Here is a 24,001-nt window from a genome sequence, read left to right as displayed (position 1 = left end):
CGGGCCCGGGCGCGGCACGGAGGTCGTACGGCTCGAATGTCAGTGCCAGGAGGCACGATGACCTGTATGACGACACCAGTTGCAGTGATAGGGGATGCCGCCGCCTACGTCCAGGCTGTTGAGGACGCGGTGGCGGCCGCGGCCGCCTACTACGCGGGCGGGACTTCCGCGCTCGACGACGACGCGTACGACCGGCTCGTGCGCGGGATCGCGGTCTACGAGGCACAGCATCCGGACGAGGTGCTGCCGCAGTCGCCCACCGGGAAGGTCGCCGGCGGTGCCGCGGAGGGCGATGTGCCGCACACGGTGCCGATGCTGAGCCTGGACAACGTCTTCAGTCCCGATCAGTTCGAGACGTGGGCTGCCGCACTCGCCCGCCGTATCGGACGAGAGGTGACCGCGTGGAACGTACAGCCGAAGCTGGACGGACTGGCGATCGCGGCCCGCTACTCCGACGGCCGCCTGACCCGGCTCATCACCCGTGGCGACGGCACGGCGGGGGAGGACGTGTCCCATGCGATCGGCACCATCGAGGGCCTGCCCGAGAAGCTGACCGAACCGGTCACGCTCGAGGTACGCGGCGAAGTGCTCATGACGACGGTCCAGTTCGAGCACGCCAACGAGGTCCGCACGGCCCACGGCGGTGCTCCGTTCGCGAACGCGCGCAGCGCATCGGCCGGTACGTTGCGCGCCAGGGAACGCGCCTACACCGTGCCGATGACGTTCTTCGCGTACGGCCTGATGCCGCTGCCCGGCACCGGCCCCGACCTCACCACGCGACTGGGTGAGCTGCCGCACAGCGAGCTGATCCGCTACGCCACCGCGCTCGGAATCCACAGCCCTGACGCGACCGAGGTCCCCGGCGTCACGCTCACCGACACCGCGCAGGTCATAGAGCGGGTCGAGGAGGTCGGCCGGGCCAGGGCCGGGCTGCCGTTCGGCATCGACGGCGTCGTGATCAAGGCCGACGAGGCCGCCGACCAGCAGGCTGCCGGATTCGGTTCCCGCGCACCGCGCTGGGCAATCGCCTACAAATTGCCCGCCGTTGAGAAGATCACCCGTCTCATCGAGGTCGAATGGGCCGTCGGCCGCACGGGTGTCATCGCCCCGCGCGCGGTCCTTGAGCCTGTGGAAATCGACGGCTCCACCGTCACATACGCGACCCTGCACAACCCGGCCGACATCACCCGCCGCGACTTGCGCCTGGGCGACCACGTCGTGGTTTACAAGGCGGGCGACATCATTCCCCGCGTCGAAGCCCCGGTCGCCCACCTGCGTACCGGGGACGAGCAGCCCATTGTCTTTCCCGATGTCTGTCCGAGGTGCGGCTCGGGCATCGACACCAGCGACCAGCGGTGGCGCTGCGAGCAGGGCCGAGGCTGCCATCTGGTCGCCTCCCTCGCCTACGCGGCAGGGCGCGACCAGCTCGACGTCGAAGGCCTCGGACACAGCCGCATCGTCCAGCTGGTCGACGCGGGCCTTGTCACCGACATCGCCGACCTGTTCACCCTCACCCGCGACCAGCTCCTCACCCTGGAACGTATGGGGGACACCAGCGCCGACAACCTGATCGCCGCGCTGGCCGTCGCGAAGACACGGCCGCTGTCGCGGGTGCTGTGCGCGCTCGGCGTCCGCGGCACCGGCCGGTCCATGTCACGACGCATCGCCCGCCACTTCGCCACCATGGACGCCATCCGCACCGCCACAGCCGAGGCCATACAGCAGGTCGAAGGGATCGGGGTGGAGAAGGCGCCCGTCATCGTGGCCGAGCTGGCCGAACTGGCGCCCGTCATCGACAAGCTCGTGGCCGCCGGCGTCACCATGACCGAACCCGGCGCCAGCCCTCAAATGGCTGACGACCAGACGGAGACTGATGCGACCGCGGGACCGCTGGACGGGATGACAGTGGTGGTCACCGGTGCGATGACAGGCCCGCTCGAGCAGCTCAGCCGCACCCAGATGAACGAGTTGATCGAGCGGGGCGGCGGCAAGAGTTCCAGCAGCGTGTCCAAGCGCACCACCCTGGTCGTCGCCGGAGACGGGGCGGGCTCCAAGCGTGCCAAGGCCGAGGCCCTCGGTATCCGGCTGGCCACTCCTGCCGAGTTCGCCGACATGGTGGCGGACCTGCTGCCCTGACGGCGACGGGCTGACCGTCCGGCTGAGGTATGAGTGATGCGACAGCGCCGTGAAGGGGCGGCGTAACGGTTGGGCTCGGGCGGTAACGGGGCGGATCTTCGCGGGTACGGGTACGGGGCCAGGTACCGGTACGGCGTTCGGCGAGGCGGGCGGGTCCTTCGCTTGCCGGATCTTCTCGAAGGACCGCTGCACCAGGCGCTGATGGTCCGCCTGGTAGGCGATCAGCCGTATCCGGCCTGTCGGTCACACGGCAAAGGCAGTCGCTGAGCCAGTCGATGCACGTCATCGCGGTGAAGGTGCGCGGGCCAAAAGTGCGGCTCCCACGGTCGTGGGTCCTGCTTGGATCGACACCATGACCGAACGTGTAGACCGATCCGAAATGTCACCCGTCCATCTCGCAGTGGAGACTGACGATCTCGCGGAACTGACTCGCCTCCTGGACGCCGGCCATGATCCCAATGAGCTCGACAGCTACAGCGGGTGGACTCCCCTGCTCCGGGCCATCGGCGGCGAGGCGGATGGTTCAATACAGACCGGTCAACCGTTGGGATGTGCGGGTACTGCTGTTCTGCTGGCATACGGGGCGGATCCGCAGCATCCCTCATGGGATGGACTCACCCCGTACCACCTCGCGTTCCAGTCCCGGCATGAGATGGCGGTTCGGCTGATCGAAGCGCATGTTGCCCGCCGCGGCACTGCAGGTTGAACACATGAGGTGCCTTGTGCGCTCTCGGAGCTTCCCCGCCATTCCCTTTTGCCCCGCTGATCGCCTACCGATCGGTCACCGGGAAGCCCCGGTCGCGCTCGTCCCGCTCGGCCTCCTCCAGGGCCGCGATGGCCCGGCCCTGCGCCGCCGATCTGCGGCAGCTTGTGACCGCTATGACGGTGACCACCACGACCAGAGCGGTGACAAGGGAAACACCACACGAGACAACTACGAACAGCAACCCAAGCGTTGACACGGACCCTCCATTCTCTCCAGGGAGAGTACTGGTGGGGGCTTTCATGCATGAGGCCGGCGCGGAGGCGCTGGCAGTTGATAACGGCGGTACTCGGGCCCAACTCCGGGGCTCCGCGGCGGGGCCCGTCACAGTGAAACGTAACAGGGGTACGGGAGTTCCGGTCACCTGCCGCAGATGCGCATTTCCCTGTTCGCTCTTGCTGGACCCATGGGGTGGCGCTCAACTTCTCGAACCCGATGGTGTGACAAGGATCTGGCGTCGAGAATCGTCGGGTGCATGAAGTGAAGCTGTCCGACGGGATTGTCACTCTGTCCCCATTGCGCCTGGACGACGTGGAGACGCATCTCATGGGCGAGGATGAGCTGCTCGTTCGCTGGCTCAACGGCGGCCCCGGCACGCGCGAGGGCGTCGAAGCGTATTTCCAGCGCTGCCGGGAGCAGTGGGAGGCTGCCGGGCCATTCCGCGCCTTCGGTATTCGGGTGGGCGCCGACGAGGTGCTCGCGGGAACGATCGACTTGCGGTTTGCAGGAGACGGTCTGGCTCCCGGCCAGGTAAATGTGGCGTACGGCCTCTATCCGTCCTGGAGGGGGCGTGGTCTGGCTACCCGCGCGGTCCTGTTGGCGTCCCAGTACGCGGCGGGTGAGGGCGGGGTGGAAGCGGTGATCCGGGTCGAGCCGGAGAATCCTGCATCAGCCTCAGTCGCCCTGCGGGCAGGGTTCACTCCCGGCAAGCAGACGCACAGGAAGGACGGCACACGGTTCGACTGGTACACCCGGGACCTAGGTGCCGCCACTCAGTGACGACCAGCAGATACGCCTGAAGCGCCCTGGTCGGAACACGACCCGCGCGCCGTTGCTAACCACGCGGCGCCCACAGGGTCAGCGGGACCTGGCCTCGTCGGCGTCCAGGCCGCGGTCGACGCCGTGGGGGGCGACGACCTGCTGGCCGGGTTCAAGTTTTAGGCGCTTGCCGTCGAGATAGACCTCCACCTGGTTCGGCTCGAACGACACCATGTCGCCGATCCTTTCGACCTCCTGGTATGCGTTGCGATAAGACCAGGCTGCGCGGCGCGCATCGCCGATGTCGTAGTAGTCGCACAGGCCCTTGTAGGGGCAGAAGGTCTGCCCTTCGACGGCGCGCAGCTGGGTCTCGTCGATGTCGGCGCGCGGGACGTACCAGCGCGGGGCGAAGCCGGACTCGTAGAGCACGACGGGGTGCTCGGAGCGGGCCACCACAGTGTCGCCCAGGCGGACTTCGAAGGTGCGGGACGTACCTCGGATGTCGATGCGGTGGTAGGGATCCGCGGCGTGGCCGAGGATGCGCTCGTCCTCCTCGTAGAAGGCGTCCATCGCGCGCCACGCGAACGCGACGCGGCCCTGGAGGTCGGCGGCGTGCTCGGGCAGCGAGGTGAACTCCCAGGCGGCGCGCTCGGTTGTGCGATCGCCGGCGTGCACGGCATACCAGCTGGTGTCTCCGAGGTCCTTGTGGTGAGTGACCTTGTCGCTTGAGACCAGAACCTGCGGGTCCACGTCCGTGCGGGGGAAGTAGGCGACCGGGTAGCGGCCCGGTTCGTACAGCAGGATCACGTCTTCGCTGTCGGCGATCCACGTTCCGTTGAACTTCACACGCATGCGGCGGCGCAGCCGTTCGGCCAACAGCAGCCGCTCGGGCAGGGGTTCGGCGGTGAGGAAGCGTCCGAGCGGGCCTGCGGAGAGGGGGCCCTGCTGCCAGGACAGTCCCATGGCGGGTTCCTTCCGGGTGCGGGAGGCCGCGCCCCGGGGTGGGGCGGTTGTTGCTGGGGTCAGGGTGTGCAGGAGCAGCGGGAGACGGAGGCTTCGGGCCGGCGGAAGCAGGTCCACACGGCCTTGCCGTCGATGGTGGTCAGCACTCCCCAGTCGTCGCTCAGCTGCTGCACGATGTGCATGCCTCGCCCGGTCTCTCCGCCCGGTGTGGGGGCGGGATACGGACGCCGGACCGGCGCGCGCTGTCGTGGACTTCGACGTGGAGGCAGTGACGGTGACTGATGAGGCGTACCAGGTAGTCGCGGCCGTCCGGGCTTCCGTGCCGGACGGCGTTGCCGGCCAGTTCCGAGACGCATGCCCGGATGTCGTCGTGGCGTCGGCACCCGCCCCAGCCCTCAAGGGCCTGCATCGCGAAGTCGCGGGCGGTGCGCACGGTTTGGGGCATGGGGCTGAAGGCGTGCTGGGCGAGGTGTCGCATGGCGGTCCTTTGCCGGCTGCGGCGGTGCACGGTGTCTGGGTCCGTGGTCGCCGCAGCCGCCTCGACGCCTCGCGCGTCAGGCGAGGACGCGGCCGAGGAAGTCGCGGATGTGCTCGGTGATGGGCTCGAGGTGACTCTCCAGGGCGAAGTGCCCGGACTCGAGCAGGTGGATCTCGGCGTTGGGCAGATCCTTGCTGAATGCCTTCGCGCCCTCGGGGCCGAAGATCTCGTCACCGGCGCCCCAAACCGCCAGCAGCGGTACCTGCGAGTCCCGGAAGTACTGGTGGACCTGCGGGTAGAGGTCCACGTTGGTGGGGTACTCGCGGAAGAGCTTGAGCTGGATCTCGTCGTTGCCGGGACGGTCCAGCAGGGCCTGGTCGTGGACCCAGTTGTCGGGGCTGACCAGGCTCGGGTCGGCAACTCCGTTCAGGTACTGCCAGCGGGTGATCTCGGGGGTCAGGGCGCCGCGCATGGGGGCCTCGGTGTCCGGGCCTGGCGTCTGGGCGTAGGCGAAGACGCCGTCCCAGAAGGGCTGGACGAAGCCCTCTTCGTAGGCGTTGCCGTTCTGGGTGACGATCGCGGTGATGCGGTCCGGGGACCGGAGCGCGAGCCGCCAGCCGATGGGGGCTCCGTAGTCCTGCACGTACATCGCGAAACGGTCGACGCCCAGGTGCTGGAGGAGTCCGGAGGTGACTTCGGTGAGGGCGTCGAAGGTGTACGGGAAGTCCTGCGGGGCGGGCATCGCCGACTGGCCGAACCCGATGTGGTCCGGGGCGATGACGTGGTAGCGGTCGGCGAGCGCCGGGATCAGGTGGCGGAACATGTGCGAACTGGTCGGGAAGCCGTGCAGGAGCACGACGGCGGGTGCCTGGGGGTCGCCGGCCTCCCGGTAGAAGACCTCGAGGCCATTGACGGTGGCGGTGCGGTGCTGGACTGCGGGACTCATCCTTCTAACCCTTCTATTGAGCTTGGGCGGTTACACGACCAGTCGAGCACACTCAGACTAACCTGTCAACATGCTTTTGCTGGTTAGATTGAGAAGGCATCCCCCGTTCGGTCGGCACAACCGCGACCCAGAGTGAAGCTAACTGATAAAATGCGTTTCACTAGTTAGACTGAGCAGGCTGACGCAACCGATCAAGCGAACCAACGCGGTGAGGAGGTGTGATGGTGGCCGATCGAGAACAGCAGGACGCACTGCTGGAACTCCTCAACACCACGCCGGTGGTCAATGGCGTCGTCCAGGACCAGCTGGCAGATCCACAGGCAGCCACGTCCTGGCAGCAGGCGCACCGCGGCCGCGGCACCACCGAGGAGCACCGTCACCTCCTGCAGGCGCGTGATGCCCTGCAGGACGTGGTACGCGGCAGCCGGTCGGCCGCGTCGCTGGCCCCGCTCCTCGAAGGCGTCACCTCGCACCCGCACCTCTCCCCGGCAGGGGTGTCCTGGGAAGTCGACGCCCCTGAGGAGCGCCGGATGGCGGTGGAGGCCGTTCTGACCTGGAGCGCGCTGCAGGAGACGATGCCTGGCCGGCTGCGCCCGTGTGCCAACACGGAGTGCCGGCGGTTCCTCATCGACCGCAGCAAGACGAACAAGGGCCGTTGGTGTTCGATGGCCATCTGCGGCAACCGCATGAAGGCAAGGCGTCACTACCAGCGCACGCGCGACGGCGCAGCCGGGTAACACCTCCGGTGGTCACGTCCGATTCCCGCGGCCACGTTGTCCCCGGCAGCCACCCACGCAGGAGAACCGCTATGGCACCGCTGTTGTCCGTCAACGTAGGGATGCCGAAAGACGTGTCCTGGCAGGAAAGGACTGTCCACACCGGCGCGTGGAAGGCCCCCGTGCACGGCCCCCGGATGGTGCGGAGGCTGAACATCGACGGCGACGGCCAAGGCGACCGCGCTGGGCACGGAGGCGAGATGCGCGCCGTCCTCGTCTACCAGCTGCAGTCCTACCAGTACTGGCAAAAGCAGCTCGGCCGCGACGACCTGACCTTCGGGATCTTCGGGGAGAACCTCACCGTCGACGGCATGCCCGACGACGAAGTGTGCATCGGCGACCGGTACCGCATCGGCGAAGCCGAATTCGAAGTCACCCAGCCTCGCGTCACGTGCTACCGCGTCGGCATACGTCTGCGAGAGCCTGCCATGGCGTCTCTCCTGGTCGCCCACCACCGCCCCGGCTTCTACCTGCGAGTCCTCACCGAGGGATACGTCGAAGCCGGCGACGAGATCACCCTCACCCGCAAGGGCCCGGAGGAACTCAGCGTCGCCGACATCGACGCTCTGCTCTACCTCCCTCACCGCGACCCCGCCCAACTGCGGAAGGCACTGAACATCCCAGCCCTCAGCCCGGGTTGGCAGCAGTCCTTCCGCGAACTCGCCGGCGCCCCGCAGCCGACACAGGAGCCTGGGTGGCCGGGCTTCAAGGCGATGCGCGTTGCCCGCATCGTCGCCGAGACTCCCGCTGTGTCCTCGATCTACCTCGACAGCACCGACGACACGCGACTCCCCGCGGCCCGGCCAGGCCAGTACCTCTCGCTCCGCGTCACCACGGGCGAGACCGCGCCCACGGTGCGGAGCTACTCCCTGTCCTCGTCCTCCACGTCCGAAGCCAGCTCCTACCGCATCAGCGTGAAACGTGAGCCCCATGGGCAGGTCAGCAGCTACCTCCACGCCGACCTCCACCGAGGGGATCTCGTGGACGTCGCAAACCCTCGCGGGACATTCGTCCTTGAGGAAGGCACCGGCCCCGTCGTCCTCATCTCCGCAGGCATCGGCGCCACCCCCGTGCTGGCCATGCTCCACCAGCTCGCCGCCGTACGAGACCCACGCCCCGTGTGGTGGATCCATACAGCCCGTGACCGCACCCACCACGCCTTCGCGGACGAGGCTCACGCCCTGGTGGCACAACTCCCCCACGCCCACGAGCACATCTACTACACGGCGGCCGACGAAGCCGACCCCCAAAACGACGGGCCCCGCATCCGCCAGGGCCGCATGACCGCCCGTTCACCGGCCGACATGGGCATTCCCTCCAACGCCGACGCCTACCTCTGCGGACCACCGGCATTCATGGAGAACCTCGGCCGCTACCTGCGCGATCACGGCCTCGCCCCCGAGCGAATCCACACCGAAGCGTTCAGCGCCCTCCCCGCCATCAACCCCGGCATCACACCGACTGCCGCGGTCCGGCCGCACCAGCCACCCGGCCCTCCGGGCACCGGCCCCCTTGTCACCTTCGCCCGCAGCGGCATCACCACCCCCTGGTCACTCGCCCTCGCCTCGCTCCTCGACCTCGCCGAGGCCTGCGACATCCCTACGCGCTGGTCCTGCCGCACGGGCGTCTGCCACACCTGCATCACCCCCCTCGTCTCGGGCGACATCAGCTACACCCCCCAACCCCTCGAACCCCCCGAGGCGGGCACCGTCCTGGCCTGTTGCAGCCAACCGACCACGGAAGTCGTCCTCGACCTCTGACCGTCGTGCCGCGCGCCCGTTTGGAGACGATGGTGGCCCGGTGGTGTCAGCGGGTGTTCGGAATGTAGGTGAGGCCGAGGATGCCGCTGTCGAGCCGCTTGACGTCGATCAGGTCGAATTCCGTGGTGTCGATCCCCTCATAGAGCCGCTCGCCGCTGCCCGCGACGACCGGGAACAACCAGAACAGGTATTCGTCGACCAGCCGGTGCTCGAGCAGCGTCCGGCTGAAAGAGCCGCCAGTGCCGATCTTGAGGATGTCGCCACCCGGCTGTTCCCTCAGCTTCCGCACGGAGTCGACGACATCGTCCCCGAGCAGCGTGGCGTTCCACTTCACCTCGGTGAGGGTGCGCGACGCGACGTGCTTGGGGACGGTGTTCATCCGGACCGCGTAGTCCCCGAACGCCTCCTCCAGGGTCGGCCACACCTCGGCGTGGTTCTCGTAACTCACCCGCCCGTAGAGGAGCGCGTCGACGGAATAGAGCAAGTCCTTGGAGAGCTGCTCGAACTCGCCGACCCACCTGGTGGGAAGCCAGTCCTGCGGTGTGCTGATCTGGCCGTCCAGGGTGACTACCGCCTGCTCGATGATCTTCCGCATCGCTGCTGCTCCTCGCCGTCGATGTCATGTGGTCAACATGTCGAAAGTGCAGACCGGCCTGGCCGGCAGAACTCATCGACGAGCGACGAGCGCCGGAATGCCGACCATCATGATCCGCCAGCTCGACGCCCTCTCGAAGATCCTGGAGCGCACCACGGACGAATCCCGGCGCGAGGTGCTGCTGGCCGAGGCCTTCCCTGTCAAGTTCTGCTTGTTGAACCGAGAGGGAGGACGCCGGGCAGGGCGACACCTACTTTGCACCGTGGGTCAGAGGTAGGACTCCGGGGCCAAGATTCCCGCGAGTTCGCTGAAACTGAGGGTCTTTCAGCGCGAACCTGAGGGTGCGGTGCCATGCTTCTGGGGAATAGACCCGCGGGTTCGAGGCCAACTCGCGGGGCCGGTCTTTTGCGCAGGTCCGGTACAGCACGTAGTGGCCCATCGGGCACACTCGGATCCTCGCAGTCGTCAGCCGGATCCCGGGTCATGCCGATGCGGCGCATCACTGTCTGGGAACGAGGAGTGTCGACGATTGTCGACGCAACGACTTCCGGCAGTCCGAGGGCCTCTCGAAGCCGAAGGCCAGGCAGGTCGACACGGCCGGTCAGGCCTGATCCGCAGCACGCAGGGCTCGTGCCAGCCACTCCAGCTCCTCGGTCGCGTCGGGAGACGAATACTGTCCGCGCACGCGGGCGACGAGCCTGCGGTAGCGTTCCGCCCCCGCCTCGATCCCGGCCTCCAGGCTGCGCAGCACGGCGGCCCGATCGGCGTCACCGAACAGCTCGGACAGCACCTCGGCCGCTGCCGGCCCCTCGGGGGCGACTTCGCGTTTTCTGACCTCCGCGACGGTCTGCGCGACCTGCCTGGCCCACCAGATGGACGCCCCGGGGGGACGGCCATGCCCCGGTACGGGCGTGTTGAGCTCCATCCATGTGCGCAACCGGGCGCGACAACCGGGGTCCCGAACCAGCTCGGCCAGTTCGATCCAGGCGTCGACCTGCTCAGGTGTGGGATCGTCTGGCAATTCGATGCTGTAGGTGCGTATGCGGTCACGCAGGCGCGGGTCGGCGGCGAGACCGCCGAACACCTCCTCTTTGAACTCGTCGATGATCTGCTTGCGTTCGGCAGCGGAAAGCCGCGCCAACCGGTTCATCAGTGCTGTCTCCTCAGCGGTCGAACCACGTTTCGATACGGTGGACAGGACGGCACGGCTCACCTTGAGGGAGCGGATCTGCGCGTCGAGCGCGGCCACGTGCGCGTCGGCGACCTCTGCGACCGTGGTGCGGCCGCTCAGGACGCGGCAGACGTCGTCGAGCCTGAGGCCCAGCTCCCGCAGGGTGCGGACCAGCTCGACGCGGGCCACGGACTCGGCGTCGTACAACCGGTAGCCGCTTGCCGAGCGGGCCACGGGCGGCACCGCTCCCTCGTCCGACCAGAAGCGCAGGGTGCGCACCGAAAGTCCGGTGCAGTGCGCGAGCTGGCCGATGGTGAGCACGTCGGGGCGTTCGTCTTCCATGGGCGAGATCTTGGACCCTCCAGCCGCTGGAGACTCAAGCGCCCGGGCACGCGAGCCGGTGGATCTTGACGTCGAGGGGCTTTCCGCCGCTTGCCGTGGCGGTCAGGCAGGTCGACAGGACCTCGTGCGGACCCGGCACACGACGGGTCTCAGCGAAAGCGCATCAGTCCTGGCGACGCCATCTGCCGTGGAGGCGCACTCCCGAAGAGAATCGCCTCCACGACTGCGCAGCGCAGGAAAAGCAGGAGACATGCCGGGAGCCTCGGCGACATCCGGTGAGTTCTCCCGAGCTCTGCTGAGTTCCCTCACCACCACCAGCACCGACGGCATGCGCCTCCTCGCCTTCGACCAGGCCGCAGATTGGTCGGATGGGATGAGAATGCTTCAGGAATTCCGAAGTGACGTCACTGGCTGGCCGACCACGCGAATGAGGGAGAAGCTTCAGGTCAGCGACTCGGGACCTCAGCAGGGGTCACGGGAACTCATGGGATGTGCGCAGACATTGGGTGCTGGGGCTGCCGCAAGGGCAAACCCCGTCCCCGGATGGCGCGTCAGTTGCGGTGCGCGGCCCAGACGGTGCGCTCGGTGCGTACCGCGAGGTCGTCACGGCGCAGGATGCTGTGCGGGCTACTGGTGTCGAGCAGCCGGTCGAGCGCGGTGAGGTCTTCCGCCGCAAGCTCCGCGGCGGCGGCGCCGCGGATGCGCTGCAGCGCGCCAAGGGCGTAGCGGCCGATCGCCGCGTCGCGGGACCCGTCGATGTCGACGGCGATGGCGAGTTCGCCTGCGACAGCGAATCCGGCGGCGTTCAGCAAGGGTCCCCAGTCGGCGCCGCGGTGAGGCACGTGCTCGGCGTGGAAGCGGTCGGTCGCGGCGTGGACGCGGTCCTCCAGGCCGGGCCGGTCAGCGGGGGCGTTCTCGGGCAGGAAGCGGGGGAAGCCGGCCAGCTCGACGACGGCGAACAGGCCGTCGGGCGCGAGCAGGTCGCGGACGGTGCGCAGGGCGTGGTCGGGGTCGGCCATGTGGTGCATGGAGGCCGACGCCCATACGAGGTCGGGCGTTCCGAGGTCGGGCCAGGTGGCGTCGTCGAGGTCGGCCTGCACGGTGCGCACGTGCTCGCCCACACCGCGGGCGCACGCCTTCTCCCGCAGCCGTTGCAGGTGTCCGTGCGAGGCGTCGACGGCTATGACGTGCGCCTCGGGGAAGCGCTCGAGGAGCGCGAAGGTGCCCGCTCCCGTACCGGAAGCCAGGTCCACGATCTGGCGCGGGCCGCTCTTCAGGGGCAGCCACTTGGTGATGGCGGCGATGTGCTCGGCGAGGACTTCCGCGTCCAGGTCGAGGATCTCCGCCTGCCCGCTGTCGGCGCCGCGTTGCTGGTGGTGGCCGTGCTCGTGGTCGCCTTCGCGGGGCGCGTGTGCTTGCGTCATGCCGCTACATTAGGCGCGCCATGCGCTTTCGGCACACCTTCTTGCGGATTACGCAAGGCGATGGCCCTGTGTGCTGCCTGGCGCGCAAGGTGCACCCTTGCTGGGCCGGGGACGGCGGCGCCGGTGTGGCTACGGCCCGGCGCCTTGCGCGGCGCTGTCGCCGTTCTTGCGCTGATCGTCGGTCTCGCGATGTCCGCGGCGGGCGTCGCGGTCAAAGATGCCCATGATCTCGCAAGGGCCGCCCTCGGCGCCGATGGCGTGCGGCATCATGGTCGGGAACTCGGCGGCCTGGTTGGTCTCGATGCGGAAGCGGCGGTGGCCCAGCATCAGGATCGCGGTGCCGGACAGCACGACGAGCCATTCCCGGCCCGGGTGGGCGCGCATCTTGGAGGGATTGTCGGGCGGCGGCTCGGTCATCCGCTGACGCATGACGCTCATGGCCGGGTCGCCCTTCATCGGCCAGCTCAGACCGTGGGTACCGTGGATCATGGGGCTGATGACGACGTCGTCGGCGGCGTTCTCGACGAGCTGGTCGAGGGTGGTATCCAGGGCGCGGGCCAGGGTGACGAGCTGGTCCAGCGCAAGGCGGCGCCGGCCGTTCTCGATGCGGCTCAGCGAGGACTGGCTGAGGTTGGCGCGGGTGGCCAGTTCCTCCAGGGACCAGCCCTGTGCGACCCGCAGGGCGCGGATGCGTTTGCGTACGAGGCTGTCCAGCGCGCCATCTTCTTGCGTCATAGGCAACATGGTATGCCCCCAATGCAATCCGGGCTTAACGTCCAAGGCAGCTGACCCGGATCGGCTGGGCCACGGACGAAAGAAGGGCGCGAGGAGATGTCCGTGCAGAGTTCCGTGTGCGCGAGCGACGCAATGCCTTGTGAGACCGTGGACGCCGTGGTGATCGGCGGCGGCGCCGCGGGCCTGAACAGCGCGCTGATGCTCGCCCGCTCCCGCCGCTCCGTTGTCGTGATCGACAGTGGCACGCCCCGCAACGCGTCGGCCGATGCCATGCACGGCTTCATCGTGCTGGACGGTACGCCGCCCGCCGAGATCCTGAAGCTCGGCCGGGAGCAGGTGCGCCAGTACGGTGGCCGGGTCGTCTTCGGCGAGGTGGCCTCGGCCGAGCCTGCCGCCCCGTCGGCCGACGGGGATCTGCGTTTCACCATCACCCTGGCCGACGGCCGGACCATCACGGCACGCCGTTTGCTGGTGGCCACCGGCCTGCGGGACGTGCTGCCCGACGTTCCCGGGCTCGCGGAACACTGGGGACACAGCGTCGTGCACTGCCCGTACTGCCACGGCTGGGAGGTACGCGACGAGCCCATCGGTGTCCTCGCCACCGGCCGTGCATCCATCCACCACGCCCTGCTGTTCCGCCAGTTGACCGACGACCTCGTCTACTTCACCCGCAACACCGCACTCGACGACGACACCCGCGCGCGCTTCGCCGCCCGGGGCATCCGTATCGTCGACACCCCCGTGGAAGAGGTCGTGAAAGCCGACGACGGCGGTGTCGCGGGCGTGCGTCTGGCCCATGGCGCCTTCATTGCCCGCCGCGTTCTCGCGGTCGCCACCCGGATGCAGGCCCGCGCCGAGGGCCTGGACGGGCTGAAGCTGCCGATGGAGGACCTGCCCGATGACATGGGCCGCCGCTTCGCCTCCGGCATGGCCGGAACCACCGAGGTGCCCGGGGTGTGGGTGGCCGGCAACGCCACCGACCTGACCGCCCAGGTAGGCGCCTCCGCCGCGGCCGGCGCGCTGGCCGCATCCCACATCAACGCCCTGCTGGCCACGGCCGAGACCGACGCGGCACTCGCCGCAGCCCAGAGCGGCACCGCCACCGCCTGACATCCGCGGCGCGCACTGACGCTCCTTCCATCCGCATCCCGGCGTCCGGGCAGGCTCCGACGCCGAGCTCCCCCATGCCCTTTTTCGAGAGGAATCCATGAGTACGAACCAGCCCGCACAGGGGGCCGCCGCCGTAGCCAGCGCCGAGGGCGGCGCACCGGACGCGCGTCAGTTGCGCACCATCCTGATCGCCGTCTCCATCGCGCTGATGGCCGTCATCGCGTCGGTGTCCGGGCTGAACGTCGCCCAGACCCACATAGCCGTCGAGTTCGGGGCCTCACAGAACACGGTCCTGTGGATCATCAACATCTACACCCTGGCCCTGGCCGCGCTGCTGCTGCCGCTCGGCGCGATCGGTGACCGCCTGGGCCGCAAGCCCATGCTGATCGCCGGACTTGGCATCTTCGGTGTCGCAAACGTCGTGGCGGGCCTGGCCGCGACCGCCGAGGTCATGATCGCGGCCCGTGTCGCCAGCGGTGTGGGCGCGGCGATGATCATGCCGATCACCCTTGCCGTCATCACCTCCACCTTCCCAGAGGAGCAGCGCGGCAAGGCGATCGGTGTGTGGACCGGCGTCGCCGGAGGCGGCGGCATCCTGGGGATGTTCCTCTCCGCGCTCCTGGCCGATGTCGCGGACTGGCGCTGGCTGTTCGTACTGCCGGTGGTCCTGGTCATCGTGGCCCTGGGCATGACGCTGAAGTCGGTGCCCAACTCCCGTGAACGCTCGGCCCATTCCTTCGACAGCGTCGGCGCGCTGGTGTCCACCGTCGCCGTCATCGGCCTCATCTTCGTCCTGCAGGAAGGGCCCGAGCGCGGCTGGACCGCCCCCGCGACGCTGATCAGCGTCGCCGTCGGCCTCACCGCCGGCATCGGCTTCGTGGCCTGGGAGCTGCACCGCCGGGACGCATCACTGCTGGACGTACGCCTGTTCCGGGAGCGCGGCCTGGCCGGCGGCTCGATCACGCTGCTGGTGGTCTTCGGTGTCCAAGCGGGCATCGCCGTGGTCCTGTTCCCGTTCTTCCAGGCCGTGCTCGGCTGGTCGGGACTGCTGTCCACGGCGGCGATGATGCCGATGGCCGTCATGATGATGACGACCTCCGGCGTGGCCCCCAAAATGGCCGCCCGCATCGGCTCCCGCTCGACCATGGCCGTGGGCGTCGCTCTGGCCGGTGTGGGCCTGGTGCTGATGGCGCTTTTCGTTTCCGTGGATGGCGGCTACCTGACCATCCTGCCGGGGATGCTCGCCATGGGCATCGGCATGGGCCTGTCCATGACGCCTTCCACCGAGGCCATCACCAGCTCGCTGCCGCGTGAGAAGCAGGGCGTCGCCTCCGCACTCAACGACATCACCCGCGAGTTCGGCACCGCGCTGGGCGTCGCCATGCTGGGTGCGCTTTTGTCCGCCGGCTACCGCAGCGCGATTGACGACCGGCTGCACGGCGTCCCCCAGGGGGCCGCGGACACCGCCCGCGAAGGCATCGCCAACGCCGTCGAGGTCTCGGGCAGCACCGGCTCGCACGCGCAGCAGATCGTCCATGCCGCCCAGCAGTCCTTCGTCGACGGCTGGCAGCAGGCCATGTGGGCAGGCGTCGCCGTCATGGGCGCGCTGTTCGTCTACATCGCCCTGCGCGGCCCGAGGAACCCTTCCCCCGTGGCAGTGGACGAGGCCGAGGCCGCCGAGACGATCGCCGCCGGATGACCGCGTAGGAACTTAAGGCGGTCCCGGAGCGCTGGGCCCTGGCGATCAATCGGCCAACGCCGACAGTCGTAGTACTGCACTCATCGCGCGCTCCCGCCGTGGAACGGTCCGCGAGGAACGGGGCCGCTTCTTCGAAGGGTGCTCAGGATCCGTGGCACTCGCTGTTGTCGGCGCCGGTGTCGAAGAACCCGTACCCGGCCGCGTCCATGCCGATGTAGTACGCGATGAGTGACGCGACGGCGTCCACGGCAAGCAGCGCGACGGCGAGGGCGACGCACGTCACATTCGGTCGTGTCACATCTTGCCGCGTTGCTCCGTCATGGATGTGTCACCACAAACAAAGGCAGAGCAGAGGAGCGCACCATGAATGCCCGCTTGAACCTCTTCGGCAACCCGGTCGCAGGCAAGTTCCTGAAGTACATCAACGCGGCGGGCAAGGAGGTCTCGGACTCGACGCTGCCGGCCACGACGCAGGAGCTGGTCAAGCTCCGCGCCAGCCAGATCAACGGCTGCGGTTTCTGCACCGACATGCACACCAAGGACGCCGCCCACGCCGGGGAGACCTCGCTGCGCCTCAACCTGGTCGCGGCCTGGCGGGAGGCCAAGGTCTTCACCGACGCCGAACGCGCCGCGCTGGAGCTCACCGAGCAGGGAACCCGCATCGCCGACGCGGCCGGCGGGGTAACGGACGAGGCCTGGGCGAACGCCGCCAGCCACTACGACGAGGACCAGCTTGCCGCCCTGGTGTCCCTCATCGCCCTCATCAACGCGTACAACCGTGTGAACGTCATCGTCCAGCAGCCCGCCGGCGACTACCAGCCCGGCCAGTTCGGATAGCCAGGAGTATCGGACAGCAAGGAGTGGCTGACAGAGGGGTGGCCGTTCCGGTCGGGTCATCAGGCCGACCAGAGAACGAAACGGCCTAGCCGTAGACCACCGACCATGGGCGCCGGGAGTCGTCCGGTGGGCGGTGGTCGCGGTCACCGCGTGGGATGGCGGTGTGGCTGCGGGTGAGTACGTCGGCTGCGAGCTGCGCGAAGTGTCCGGCGGCCGGGTGGGCCGTGCGGTCGGCGGGCCAGGCGCCGCTGAGGCGTTGGGTGAGAGGGCGGTCCGCCAGTGGCCGCCAGGCGACGCGGGGTTCCTTGCGGGCCACCGGCCCCTGGTCGAAGGCGACGCCGTGGCCCGCTGTCACCAACGCCAGCAGGAACTCGGGGTTGGAAGCATGCCGCAGGCGGCCGGGCACGAAGCCCGCGGTGCGGCAGGCGTCCAGGATCCGGTCGTACCAGCCGGGGGCGTGCGCCCGCGGAAAGAGCACGAGGTCATGGCCGGAGAGCTCGCCCAGCGCCACCTCGGGCAGCCGGGCCAGCGGCGAGGTACGGGGCAGGACGACGCCCAGGTCCAGCGAGACAACCGGGCCGAGCCGGAGTTCGGTGGCGTCCACCGGGTGGTGGACGAGGCCGACGTCGAGTCCGCCAGAGTCGAGCAGGCGCAGCTGCTCCTCCGTGGTGACTTCCTGGAGGTCGACGGACAGGCCTGGTGAGCGCTCCGCGCAGGCGGCGAGCAGCGCGGACAGCACGGCTGCCGTGGTGTCGGGTGGTACGCCCGCGCGCAGCGTGCCGAGGGCGCCGTCGCCGGCACGCCGTGCCAGCGTACGCAGGCGGTTCTCGCGAGCGAGGAGTTCACGGGCCTCCTCCAGCAGTACCACTCCGGCGGCGGTCAGCCGGACACTGCGCTGTGACCGGTCGAACAGCTCGGCACCGAGGTCCTTCTCCAGCCGCCGAATCGCCTGGCTGAGTGGCGGCTGGGCCATTCGCAGGCGTTCGGCGGCCCGGCTGAAGTGCAGCTCCTCGGCTACGGTGACGAAAAGACGCAGGTGGCGCAAGAGATCCACATTCAAGGACCTTACGCGACGGCCGTCAACGAGGGGGGAGGAACCGATGATCGAGGAACGGATCCGCGAAGTCTTCGCGCGGGCGGGTGCCGTGGGGCTGCTGCATGCCGTCCCCGTCGACGTGCGTTCGGCGGTCGCCGTGGAGGCCGACGCGACGCCGGACGACCGGGAGGTCGCCGTCAGCGCCGACGAACCGGTCGTGATCGCTTCGGTCTTCAAGGTGCTGCTGGTCCTCGAGTTCGCCAGACAGGTCGCCGCCGGTCAACTCGACCCACGGGAGCGGGCCCTGGTGACGGCGGCCGACCGGCTCGGTGGCTGGGGAACGGCCGGCTGCCTGGACGACGTCGAGCTGTCGCTGCGTGACCTCGCCTACTTCGCGATGTCGGTCAGCGACAACTCGGCGGCCGATCTGCTGCTGGCCCGGGTCGGCCTGGACACCGTGCGACTGCTGGCGAAGGAACTCGGACTCGACCGGACCCGGATCGTGGGCGGCCCGCGGGACGTGCTTCAGTCGATGTTCGCGGAGGTCGGAGCGCGCAGCGAGGCGGAGTTCGCCGCCCGCTACCCGGAGCTGCCCGACGACCACAAGAGACGGCTGGCCGTTCTGGATCCGCAGCGCACCAACGCCAGTACCCCTCGCGAGATCACCAGACTGCTCCGGCTCATCTGGCGCGATGCGGCGGGAACACCTGAAGCCTGCGCTTTCGTACGCGACTTGATGACCCGCCAGGTCTTCCGGCACCGGCTGGCGTCAGGGTTCCCCGACGAGGCAGTGATCGCGGCCAAGACCGGAACCCTGCCGGGGCTGCACATTGAGACGGGGGTCGTCCACTATCCCGACGGCGGGTGCTACTCGGTTGCCGTCTTCGCCCGTACCCGCGAACTGACCGCCTCCCGCCAGGCGGTGGACGCCGCCATCGGCACCGCCGCCAGAATCGCCGTCGACTTCCTCCGCACGCGGGACCGGTGAGCAGGTCTCATATGCGTTCGGGTATCGCGGTGGTGGACATCTGGTCTTGGACGCGTCGGCCGGGCCTTGATCTTCTGATGCCCATGACCCGCGAAACACATGGCTCAGACGATGCACACGCGCAGACTGACCGCAGATTCGGCCGCCGTACGGTGCTGCGCGGTGCGGCCCTCGGGGCGGCTGCCCCGTTCCTTGCCTCCACGACCGCCTCCGCCTCTGCCTCCGCGACCGCCTCCGCGTCCGAGACCGCAGGCCGTAAAGGCGGTGGCCGGGCCACCGGTTCGGCGTCCTTCCGCTGGTTGGGCACCTCGGGCTGGCGTATCGACGTCGACGGGCGGACCGTGCTCTTCGACCCGTACCTCACCCGGTTCAAAACCGGCCTGTTCGACGGCGCCTTCGACCCGGCTACGAAGCTCACGGTCAATCCTGAGACGGTGCGCGAGCACATCGGCAGCCCCGAACTCGTCCTGGTCAGCCACTCCCACTGGGACCACATCGCCGACGTGCCGTACATCGCCAAGTCCACCGGCGCCCGCGTGGTCGGCACCGAGACCACGTACCACCTGCTCATCGCCCTCGGGGTCGACCCGCTGCAGATCTCCGTGGTCAAGGGCGGTGAGGTACTGGACTTCGGCGGACTCACCGTCGAGGTCGTGGCAAGCCTGCACAGCCGCAACAAGAAGTACTCCTACTTCATTCCAGGCACCCGGAACGCACCGCCCGCGACGCCCCCGCAGACCATCTCCGACCTGCCGGAAGGTGACACGCTTGCCTTCCAGGTGAGCGTCGGCAGCGACGGCCCGACGGCGTTCCTGATGGGCGCCAGCGACTTCTCCGAGCAGGCGGTACGCGGTCTGCGGCCCGATCTCGCCATGGTCGCCGTGCCGTCCAGTGCGTCCACGCACCGTTACGTGCCCCGCCTGTTGCGGGCACTGAGCGAACCCGACGTCGTCGTCCCCGTCCACTGGGACAACTTCGAAGAGCCGCTGAGCGGGCCCCCGTTGCGTGACCCGTCGATGGACCTGGACGTGTTCATTGCCCGGGTGCACAGGGAGTCTCCGGCGACGCGGATCGTCGTCCCGGACTACCGCACCGTGTACGACGGCGACATGCGCCCCAGGAAGTGACTCAGCGAGGCCGACCGACGTCGACCGGCCACCGCCCGGCGCGCTCAGTGCCGCGACCGTGACCCGCATGGGTTCGCCGGGTCTGCTCAGGCCGCAGCGCTACGCCGTGTCCGTCGCCGGTGAATGTCGTCGTCAGGCCGGTCGAGGTTGCTGTAGCCCCTTGAGGAGCAGTGCGATCAACCGGCGGGGGTCATAGCGGGGGTCGCTGTCGCGTCCGATGCAGAGGTTGCCGATGCCGCGCATCAGCTCGTAGGGCTGCATGCCGGGCCTGATGTCGCCGGCGTCGACCGCGGCGTCGAGCAGTTGGGCGCAGACGGGCATCAGGCGGTCGAGGAAGTAGGTGTGCAGCGCGGCGAAACGGTCGCTGTCGGACTGCAGGGCGTCGGCGAGCCCGTGCTTGGTGACCAGGAAGTCGACGAAGAGGTCGATCCACTGGCGCAGTGCGTCGAGCGGGGAGTCGGCACTGGCCAGCAGCTTCGGGCCGGCTTCGGCGCAGGCCTCGATCTGGTGGCGGTAGACCGCGGTGACGAGATCCGCCCGGGTCGGGAAGTGGCGGTAGATCGTGGCCATCCCGACGCCCGCCCTGGCCGCGATCTGTCGGATCGGCGCGTCGACGCCGGAGGTGACGAACACCTCGGCGGCGGCGGTGAGCACCGTCTGCCGGTTGCGCTGGGCGTCGGCCCGCTTGCTTCGGGCCGGCGGCTCCCCGGCGGGGCTCTCGGTGGGCATCACGTTCTCCTTCGGCACCGCTTGACAAAACGGAGCGCTGTTCCGGATATTAAGTGGAGCAGCGTTCCGTTTCAGCTTAGCCGACACGGGCCGCTCCTGACCGCCTTGCCTGTCCGCCGGTCGCACGAGACCGGCGGACGGCAGGTGTCACCGAAAGGGAACCCACATCGTGAGCACATCCACCGCCACCACCACCGCTACCTCCGCCGACGCCTCGGGCGCGCCCATCCCGGTCCTGTCCTTCGGCCCGGTGGTGCTGTCCGTACCCGGACGTCCCGTGGACCTCGAGATACGTGTCTCCGTACCCGCGACCGGAACCAGCCTTCCCGTCATCCTTCTCTCGCACGGCCACGGCCCCTCGAACAACCTCTCCTCGCTGAACGGCTACGCGCCGCTCGCCAACTTCTGGGCGGCACACGGATTCGTTGTCGTCCAGCCCACCCACCTCACCTCCAGGACACTCAGCCACCTGGTTGCCGACGCCCCCGGCGCACCCGACTTCTGGCGCTCCCGCGCCGAGGACATGACACACATCCTCGACCGGCTCGACGTGATCGAGAACGCCGTGCCGCAGCTCGCCGGGCGGATCGACCACACCAAGGTCGCCATTGCCGGACACTCGCTCGGCGGCTTCACAGCCGGCCTCCTGCTCGGCGCCGGGCTCACCGACCCCGACACCGGGAACGTGGTGCACCTCGTCGAGCCGCGGATCAAGGCGGGCGCGCTGCTCGCCGCGCCCGGCAGGGGCGGCGACGTATTCAACGGGCCCATGGCCGAGCAGTGGCCGATCATCGGGGCCGTCGACTTCTCCACCATGACCGCACCCGCGCTGGTCGTCGCCGGCGACAAGGACGACTCCCGGCACTTCACGGACATGGGACCGGACTGGCACGCCGACCCCTACACCCTCGCCCCCGGCCCCAAAACCCTGCTCACCCTGTTCGACGCGGAGCACGGACTCGGCGGGATCTCCGGATACGACGCCGCCGAGACCACGGACGAGAACCCCGAGCGGGTCGCCGCCCTGGCGCGGCTCACCGCGGCCTACCTTCACACCCAGCTCCACCCCGGCGCCCCCACATGGCGGTCCGTGTGCGAGGCACTGACGACCGGCCCCAGCCCGGTCGGACGAGTCGAATCCAAGTAAGCCGTCCGCAGCACGTGTACGCCGAAGGGCGGTCCCGGTTCTCGGGGCCGCCCTTCGCGCTGCTGCGATGTCATTGCGTGGGGGCCGGCTGGTCCCGGCTGGTCGTCCTGCTGGCCGTCCTCGGCGCGAGCGTCTGTTCTTGAAGCGACCGGCTCTGTCCGCAGGTGCGCCGGATGATGTCCTCGGTTCACGGCTTCGCGATGTAGGTGTGCGTGCGGGTGTAGGGGGTGAAGCCCATGGACTCGTAGAGCTGTTTGGGGACGGGGTAGGCGGCGTCTCCACGGCAGCAGACGGTGGCGCGGTGCCCGCCGGCGTCGGCGAAGGCATGCAGCACAGCGGTGCAGACGGCGCGGGCGAGGCCCAGACGGCGATGCTCCGGATGGGTGCCCACCGGTTCGAATACGCCGACGTCGTTGGCCTCGTCGTACCAGCCCTGGCAGTAGGCGACGGCGTCACCAGTGGGAGAGACCACGATGAGATCGAAATCGGGGCGGTAGGGCCACGCTTTCCTCATGCGGGCATGGCGTTCGGTGGTGACCCGAGTCGAGCCGAATGCGGCGCGGTGCGCCGCCGCGCGTCCAGCGACATCGATGTGGTCCTGCTGGGCCCGGATCATGTAACCGGCGGGCAGGGATGGCACGTCTGGCAGGCCGGTGAGCGGTCGGCTCATCAGGGTCATGAAGGGATCGTCGACAGCGCGTGTGTAGCCGCGGCGCTCCAACGTGGTGGCCAGGTGTGGTTCCGTCTCGGCGACCTCGACTCTTAATGCTCCGGGGGCTGCCTGCTCGGCCCAGTCGAGTACGTCGTCGACCAGTTCATGGTGGCTCGGATCGACCTGGAGCATGAGGGTGTCGGGCAGTTCGAGCCAGCCCCAGGCCAGAGTCCGGCCCTTGTGGGTCCAAGTTGCCGTTGGATGCTCGTCGGCCCGGTCAAGAGACAGACACCAGTTCCAGGCGAGGTCGCCGACGTGGCGGTAGCCGGTCGCCGGAAAGACCCGGGCAGTCAGGTCCTGCATGGCGCGCAGCGCCATGGGACCGGCGTAGTCATGGCGTTGCATGGGCGCCATGCTGCCGAACCGTTTCTCGATCAAGCAACGGAGTTATCCAGGAGCCTGAGGACCAGCAGCACCCCTTTACCCCTTTACCGCCGGGAAAGGCGGCGGGGTGCGGCAGGCAGGACGCGGCCTAGCATGGTCAGATGCCGATCGACCTGTTCGCCGGGATGTACGTCCGTGACTACCAGGCTGCCAAGGCGTGGTACGTGCGCGTACTGGGCTGCGAGCCAGCCTTCCTCCCGTCCGACACGGAAGCGGTGTGGGAGCTTGCCGAGCACCGGTATCTGTACATCCAGCAGAACGCTGAGCACGCCGGTCACGCCGTCCAGACGGTTCTCGTCGACGATCTCGACGCCTGCGTCGATCGGATCGCCGATCGCGGGATCGAACCCGTGAAGCGGGAGACCTATCCCGACGGCATGCGCAAGGTGCTGTACCGCGATCCCGACGGCAACGAGATCGGCTACGGAGGGGCGCCTCTCTAGGGCGTTTCTTTCCGATCATCTGATCGTTGGTCTGGGTGTGTCGTTGACGCTCGACGCGGGCCCGTTCAGCCCTACCGCTACGTGGACGCCAGGGAGGAGCTCCTCGGCCTCATGGTCGACGCGGTGTAGCGGAGGTTCGGTCCCTCGGCCGGCATCAGGAGCGCCGCCCTCAGTCACGAGGGGTCGACCTCCTCGGGGCGGTCCGCCACGAGGTCGTGGAGAGGCGCGGGGAACGCGCTAGCGGCCTCGCGGTCCTACTGGCAGGCCTGGCGGTCGGCCTCTCACGCAGATTTAGCCAGGCGAGACGATCCAGTCCAAAATGGAATTGGTGACTACGTGCGACGCGGCGCCCACCTCTGAACGCCTGCGTCGAATCGTCGAACGGCACGACACCGAGCGAGGAGGACCTCATGTACGTAGTGGTCCAGCACAAGATCTTGAACCCGGAGACGGCGTTTCCCCGTGGCCAGGCCCTTATCGACGGCACCGGAGCGCCCGACGGTACCCGGGTGCTGCAGTTCTACCCGCACGTCGACGGATCTGTCGTGACGTGCCTCTGGGAGACGAAATCCGTGGGAGACGTCCAGGGCTTCGCCGACACAACTCTCGGTGACTCGAGCGTCAACGTGTGCTACGAGGTCGACGCGGAGAAGGCATTCGCCGACCGCCCAGGTGGCCTGAGGCAGAAGTCGGCGCCTGTCACCTAGGTCTTCCGGATCACC

General features: G+C 68.7%; 26 protein-coding genes. 14 read left to right on the top strand and 12 right to left on the bottom strand.

Annotation, left to right across the window (positions count from 1 at the left end; genetic code table 11):
- The first annotated feature begins 66 nt into the window (after window positions 1-66).
- Both ligA and ACH4YL_RS13480 read left to right on the top strand, forming a co-directional pair.
- The gene (gene ligA / locus ACH4YL_RS13485; RefSeq protein ID WP_398507444.1) at window positions 67-2,136 is read left to right on the top strand and encodes an NAD-dependent DNA ligase LigA; all 2,070 of its coding nucleotides are present in this window, start codon (window positions 67-69) and stop codon (window positions 2,134-2,136) included.
- A 352-nt stretch (window positions 2,137-2,488) separates the two neighbouring features.
- On the top strand, window positions 2,489-2,842 hold the full coding sequence (locus tag ACH4YL_RS13480) for an ankyrin repeat domain-containing protein (protein WP_398507443.1): 354 nt from the start codon (window positions 2,489-2,491) through the stop codon (window positions 2,840-2,842).
- Window positions 2,843-2,906: 64 nt separating this feature from the next.
- On the opposite strand, the gene ACH4YL_RS13475 is transcribed toward ACH4YL_RS13480, so the two are convergent.
- The gene (locus tag ACH4YL_RS13475) at window positions 2,907-3,098 is read right to left on the bottom strand and encodes a hypothetical protein (protein WP_398507442.1); all 192 of its coding nucleotides are present in this window, start codon (window positions 3,096-3,098) and stop codon (window positions 2,907-2,909) included.
- A 272-nt stretch (window positions 3,099-3,370) separates the two neighbouring features.
- On the opposite strand from ACH4YL_RS13475, the gene ACH4YL_RS13470 reads away from it, so the two are divergent.
- Window positions 3,371-3,898, top strand: coding sequence for a GNAT family N-acetyltransferase (locus ACH4YL_RS13470; RefSeq protein WP_398507441.1), 528 nt, complete (start codon window positions 3,371-3,373; stop codon window positions 3,896-3,898).
- A 78-nt stretch (window positions 3,899-3,976) separates the two neighbouring features.
- On the opposite strand, the gene ACH4YL_RS13465 is transcribed toward ACH4YL_RS13470, so the two are convergent.
- The 3 genes from ACH4YL_RS13465 to ACH4YL_RS13455 form a co-directional block, all read right to left on the bottom strand.
- Complete coding sequence (locus tag ACH4YL_RS13465; RefSeq protein ID WP_398507440.1) at window positions 3,977-4,840, bottom strand: DUF427 domain-containing protein; 864 nt, start codon at window positions 4,838-4,840, stop codon at window positions 3,977-3,979.
- A 160-nt stretch (window positions 4,841-5,000) separates the two neighbouring features.
- Window positions 5,001-5,318, bottom strand: a complete 318-nt coding sequence (locus tag ACH4YL_RS13460; RefSeq protein ID WP_398507439.1) for an ATP-binding protein — start codon at window positions 5,316-5,318, stop codon at window positions 5,001-5,003.
- Between the two features lie 76 nt (window positions 5,319-5,394).
- Window positions 5,395-6,264 carry an alpha/beta fold hydrolase gene (locus tag ACH4YL_RS13455; protein ID WP_398507438.1) on the bottom strand — a complete coding sequence of 290 codons (870 nt, stop codon included), beginning with the start codon at window positions 6,262-6,264 and terminating at the stop codon, window positions 5,395-5,397.
- A gap of 221 nt (window positions 6,265-6,485) precedes the next feature.
- Here ACH4YL_RS13455 and ACH4YL_RS13450 point away from each other — a divergent pair, with 221 nt between their 5' ends.
- Entirely contained in the window at window positions 6,486-7,001 is a 516-nt protein-coding gene (locus tag ACH4YL_RS13450; RefSeq protein ID WP_398507437.1) for a CGNR zinc finger domain-containing protein, read from the top strand.
- A 71-nt stretch (window positions 7,002-7,072) separates the two neighbouring features.
- Window positions 7,073-8,800: an MOSC domain-containing protein gene (locus tag ACH4YL_RS13445; RefSeq protein WP_398507436.1), complete on the top strand. Its 1,728-nt coding sequence runs from the start codon at window positions 7,073-7,075 to the stop codon at window positions 8,798-8,800.
- Between the two features lie 46 nt (window positions 8,801-8,846).
- On the opposite strand, the gene ACH4YL_RS13440 is transcribed toward ACH4YL_RS13445, so the two are convergent.
- Entirely contained in the window at window positions 8,847-9,395 is a 549-nt protein-coding gene (locus ACH4YL_RS13440) for a dihydrofolate reductase family protein (protein ID WP_398507435.1), read from the bottom strand.
- Here ACH4YL_RS13440 and ACH4YL_RS13435 point away from each other — a divergent pair.
- The gene (locus tag ACH4YL_RS13435) at window positions 9,382-9,672 is read left to right on the top strand and encodes a hypothetical protein (RefSeq protein WP_398507434.1); all 291 of its coding nucleotides are present in this window, start codon (window positions 9,382-9,384) and stop codon (window positions 9,670-9,672) included. The genes ACH4YL_RS13440 and ACH4YL_RS13435 overlap by 14 nt on opposite strands.
- A gap of 324 nt (window positions 9,673-9,996) precedes the next feature.
- Here the strand turns inward: ACH4YL_RS13435 and ACH4YL_RS13430 are convergent, their stop codons facing one another.
- From ACH4YL_RS13430 to ACH4YL_RS13420, 3 genes are all read right to left on the bottom strand, one after another.
- Window positions 9,997-10,908: a MerR family transcriptional regulator gene (locus tag ACH4YL_RS13430; protein ID WP_398507433.1), complete on the bottom strand. Its 912-nt coding sequence runs from the start codon at window positions 10,906-10,908 to the stop codon at window positions 9,997-9,999.
- A 551-nt stretch (window positions 10,909-11,459) separates the two neighbouring features.
- Entirely contained in the window at window positions 11,460-12,332 is an 873-nt protein-coding gene (locus ACH4YL_RS13425; protein ID WP_398507432.1) for a class I SAM-dependent methyltransferase, read from the bottom strand.
- A 129-nt stretch (window positions 12,333-12,461) separates the two neighbouring features.
- Entirely contained in the window at window positions 12,462-13,067 is a 606-nt protein-coding gene (locus tag ACH4YL_RS13420) for a helix-turn-helix domain-containing protein (protein WP_398507431.1), read from the bottom strand.
- 132 nt (window positions 13,068-13,199) lie between these two features.
- Here ACH4YL_RS13420 and ACH4YL_RS13415 point away from each other — a divergent pair, with 132 nt between their 5' ends.
- Entirely contained in the window at window positions 13,200-14,177 is a 978-nt protein-coding gene (locus tag ACH4YL_RS13415) for an NAD(P)/FAD-dependent oxidoreductase (protein WP_398507869.1), read from the top strand.
- 97 nt (window positions 14,178-14,274) lie between these two features.
- The gene (locus ACH4YL_RS13410) at window positions 14,275-15,876 is read left to right on the top strand and encodes an MFS transporter (RefSeq protein ID WP_398507430.1); all 1,602 of its coding nucleotides are present in this window, start codon (window positions 14,275-14,277) and stop codon (window positions 15,874-15,876) included.
- Between the two features lie 142 nt (window positions 15,877-16,018).
- On the opposite strand, the gene ACH4YL_RS13405 is transcribed toward ACH4YL_RS13410, so the two are convergent.
- Entirely contained in the window at window positions 16,019-16,174 is a 156-nt protein-coding gene (locus ACH4YL_RS13405) for a hypothetical protein (RefSeq protein WP_398507429.1), read from the bottom strand.
- A gap of 65 nt (window positions 16,175-16,239) precedes the next feature.
- On the opposite strand from ACH4YL_RS13405, the gene ACH4YL_RS13400 reads away from it, so the two are divergent.
- Window positions 16,240-16,713, top strand: a complete 474-nt coding sequence (locus ACH4YL_RS13400) for a carboxymuconolactone decarboxylase family protein (protein WP_398507428.1) — start codon at window positions 16,240-16,242, stop codon at window positions 16,711-16,713.
- 85 nt (window positions 16,714-16,798) lie between these two features.
- Here ACH4YL_RS13400 and ACH4YL_RS13395 read toward each other — a convergent pair whose 3' ends face one another.
- Window positions 16,799-17,767, bottom strand: coding sequence for a LysR family transcriptional regulator (locus ACH4YL_RS13395; RefSeq protein ID WP_398507427.1), 969 nt, complete (start codon window positions 17,765-17,767; stop codon window positions 16,799-16,801).
- Window positions 17,768-17,813: 46 nt separating this feature from the next.
- On the opposite strand from ACH4YL_RS13395, the gene ACH4YL_RS13390 reads away from it, so the two are divergent.
- Window positions 17,814-18,737 carry a serine hydrolase gene (locus ACH4YL_RS13390; protein ID WP_398507426.1) on the top strand — a complete coding sequence of 308 codons (924 nt, stop codon included), beginning with the start codon at window positions 17,814-17,816 and terminating at the stop codon, window positions 18,735-18,737.
- Between the two features lie 83 nt (window positions 18,738-18,820).
- On the top strand, window positions 18,821-19,864 hold the full coding sequence (locus ACH4YL_RS13385; protein ID WP_398507425.1) for an MBL fold metallo-hydrolase: 1,044 nt from the start codon (window positions 18,821-18,823) through the stop codon (window positions 19,862-19,864).
- A gap of 132 nt (window positions 19,865-19,996) precedes the next feature.
- Here the strand turns inward: ACH4YL_RS13385 and ACH4YL_RS13380 are convergent, their stop codons facing one another.
- Window positions 19,997-20,593 (bottom strand): TetR/AcrR family transcriptional regulator, encoded by a 597-nt coding sequence (locus ACH4YL_RS13380; RefSeq protein WP_398507424.1) that lies wholly within the window; start codon window positions 20,591-20,593, stop codon window positions 19,997-19,999.
- Window positions 20,594-20,762: 169 nt separating this feature from the next.
- On the opposite strand from ACH4YL_RS13380, the gene ACH4YL_RS13375 reads away from it, so the two are divergent.
- Complete coding sequence (locus ACH4YL_RS13375) at window positions 20,763-21,740, top strand: alpha/beta hydrolase family protein (RefSeq protein WP_398507423.1); 978 nt, start codon at window positions 20,763-20,765, stop codon at window positions 21,738-21,740.
- 187 nt (window positions 21,741-21,927) lie between these two features.
- Here the strand turns inward: ACH4YL_RS13375 and ACH4YL_RS13370 are convergent, their stop codons facing one another.
- A complete protein-coding gene (locus ACH4YL_RS13370) occupies window positions 21,928-22,797 on the bottom strand; it encodes a GNAT family N-acetyltransferase (RefSeq protein WP_398507422.1) in 870 nt (289 codons plus the stop codon).
- Between the two features lie 140 nt (window positions 22,798-22,937).
- Here ACH4YL_RS13370 and ACH4YL_RS13365 point away from each other — a divergent pair, with 140 nt between their 5' ends.
- The gene (locus ACH4YL_RS13365) at window positions 22,938-23,279 is read left to right on the top strand and encodes a VOC family protein (RefSeq protein WP_398507421.1); all 342 of its coding nucleotides are present in this window, start codon (window positions 22,938-22,940) and stop codon (window positions 23,277-23,279) included.
- 410 nt (window positions 23,280-23,689) lie between these two features.
- Window positions 23,690-23,986, top strand: a complete 297-nt coding sequence (locus ACH4YL_RS13360; protein WP_398507420.1) for a hypothetical protein — start codon at window positions 23,690-23,692, stop codon at window positions 23,984-23,986.
- Window positions 23,987-24,001 lie beyond the last annotated feature (15 nt).

Origin of the sequence: Streptomyces sp. NPDC020681, assembly GCF_044334895.1 — a bacterium.
Lineage (GTDB): Bacteria > Actinomycetota > Actinomycetes > Streptomycetales > Streptomycetaceae > Streptomyces.
This window is presented reverse-complemented; position numbering and strand designations above follow the sequence as displayed.

What these genes read in the sequence shown, in the direction of transcription:
- ligA (WP_398507444.1), top strand. Translation starts at nt 67, where the DNA reads ATGACGACACCAGTTGCAGTGATAGGGGATGCCGCCGCCTACGTCCAG.
- ACH4YL_RS13480 (WP_398507443.1), top strand. Translation starts at nt 2,489, where the DNA reads ATGACCGAACGTGTAGACCGATCCGAAATGTCACCCGTCCATCTCGCA.
- ACH4YL_RS13465 (WP_398507440.1), bottom strand. Translation starts at nt 4,840, where the DNA reads ATGGGACTGTCCTGGCAGCAGGGCCCCCTCTCCGCAGGCCCGCTCGGA.
- ACH4YL_RS13460 (WP_398507439.1), bottom strand. Translation starts at nt 5,318, where the DNA reads ATGCGACACCTCGCCCAGCACGCCTTCAGCCCCATGCCCCAAACCGTG.
- ACH4YL_RS13455 (WP_398507438.1), bottom strand. Translation starts at nt 6,264, where the DNA reads ATGAGTCCCGCAGTCCAGCACCGCACCGCCACCGTCAATGGCCTCGAG.
- ACH4YL_RS13450 (WP_398507437.1), top strand. Translation starts at nt 6,486, where the DNA reads ATGGTGGCCGATCGAGAACAGCAGGACGCACTGCTGGAACTCCTCAAC.
- ACH4YL_RS13445 (WP_398507436.1), top strand. Translation starts at nt 7,073, where the DNA reads ATGGCACCGCTGTTGTCCGTCAACGTAGGGATGCCGAAAGACGTGTCC.
- ACH4YL_RS13435 (WP_398507434.1), top strand. Translation starts at nt 9,382, where the DNA reads ATGATCTTCCGCATCGCTGCTGCTCCTCGCCGTCGATGTCATGTGGTC.
- ACH4YL_RS13440 (WP_398507435.1), bottom strand. Translation starts at nt 9,395, where the DNA reads ATGCGGAAGATCATCGAGCAGGCGGTAGTCACCCTGGACGGCCAGATC.
- ACH4YL_RS13430 (WP_398507433.1), bottom strand. Translation starts at nt 10,908, where the DNA reads ATGGAAGACGAACGCCCCGACGTGCTCACCATCGGCCAGCTCGCGCAC.
- ACH4YL_RS13425 (WP_398507432.1), bottom strand. Translation starts at nt 12,332, where the DNA reads ATGACGCAAGCACACGCGCCCCGCGAAGGCGACCACGAGCACGGCCAC.
- ACH4YL_RS13420 (WP_398507431.1), bottom strand. Translation starts at nt 13,067, where the DNA reads ATGACGCAAGAAGATGGCGCGCTGGACAGCCTCGTACGCAAACGCATC.
- ACH4YL_RS13415 (WP_398507869.1), top strand. Translation starts at nt 13,200, where the DNA reads ATGCCTTGTGAGACCGTGGACGCCGTGGTGATCGGCGGCGGCGCCGCG.
- ACH4YL_RS13410 (WP_398507430.1), top strand. Translation starts at nt 14,275, where the DNA reads ATGAGTACGAACCAGCCCGCACAGGGGGCCGCCGCCGTAGCCAGCGCC.
- ACH4YL_RS13400 (WP_398507428.1), top strand. Translation starts at nt 16,240, where the DNA reads ATGAATGCCCGCTTGAACCTCTTCGGCAACCCGGTCGCAGGCAAGTTC.
- ACH4YL_RS13390 (WP_398507426.1), top strand. Translation starts at nt 17,814, where the DNA reads ATGATCGAGGAACGGATCCGCGAAGTCTTCGCGCGGGCGGGTGCCGTG.
- ACH4YL_RS13385 (WP_398507425.1), top strand. Translation starts at nt 18,821, where the DNA reads ATGACCCGCGAAACACATGGCTCAGACGATGCACACGCGCAGACTGAC.
- ACH4YL_RS13380 (WP_398507424.1), bottom strand. Translation starts at nt 20,593, where the DNA reads ATGCCCACCGAGAGCCCCGCCGGGGAGCCGCCGGCCCGAAGCAAGCGG.
- ACH4YL_RS13370 (WP_398507422.1), bottom strand. Translation starts at nt 22,797, where the DNA reads ATGCAACGCCATGACTACGCCGGTCCCATGGCGCTGCGCGCCATGCAG.
- ACH4YL_RS13365 (WP_398507421.1), top strand. Translation starts at nt 22,938, where the DNA reads ATGCCGATCGACCTGTTCGCCGGGATGTACGTCCGTGACTACCAGGCT.
- ACH4YL_RS13360 (WP_398507420.1), top strand. Translation starts at nt 23,690, where the DNA reads ATGTACGTAGTGGTCCAGCACAAGATCTTGAACCCGGAGACGGCGTTT.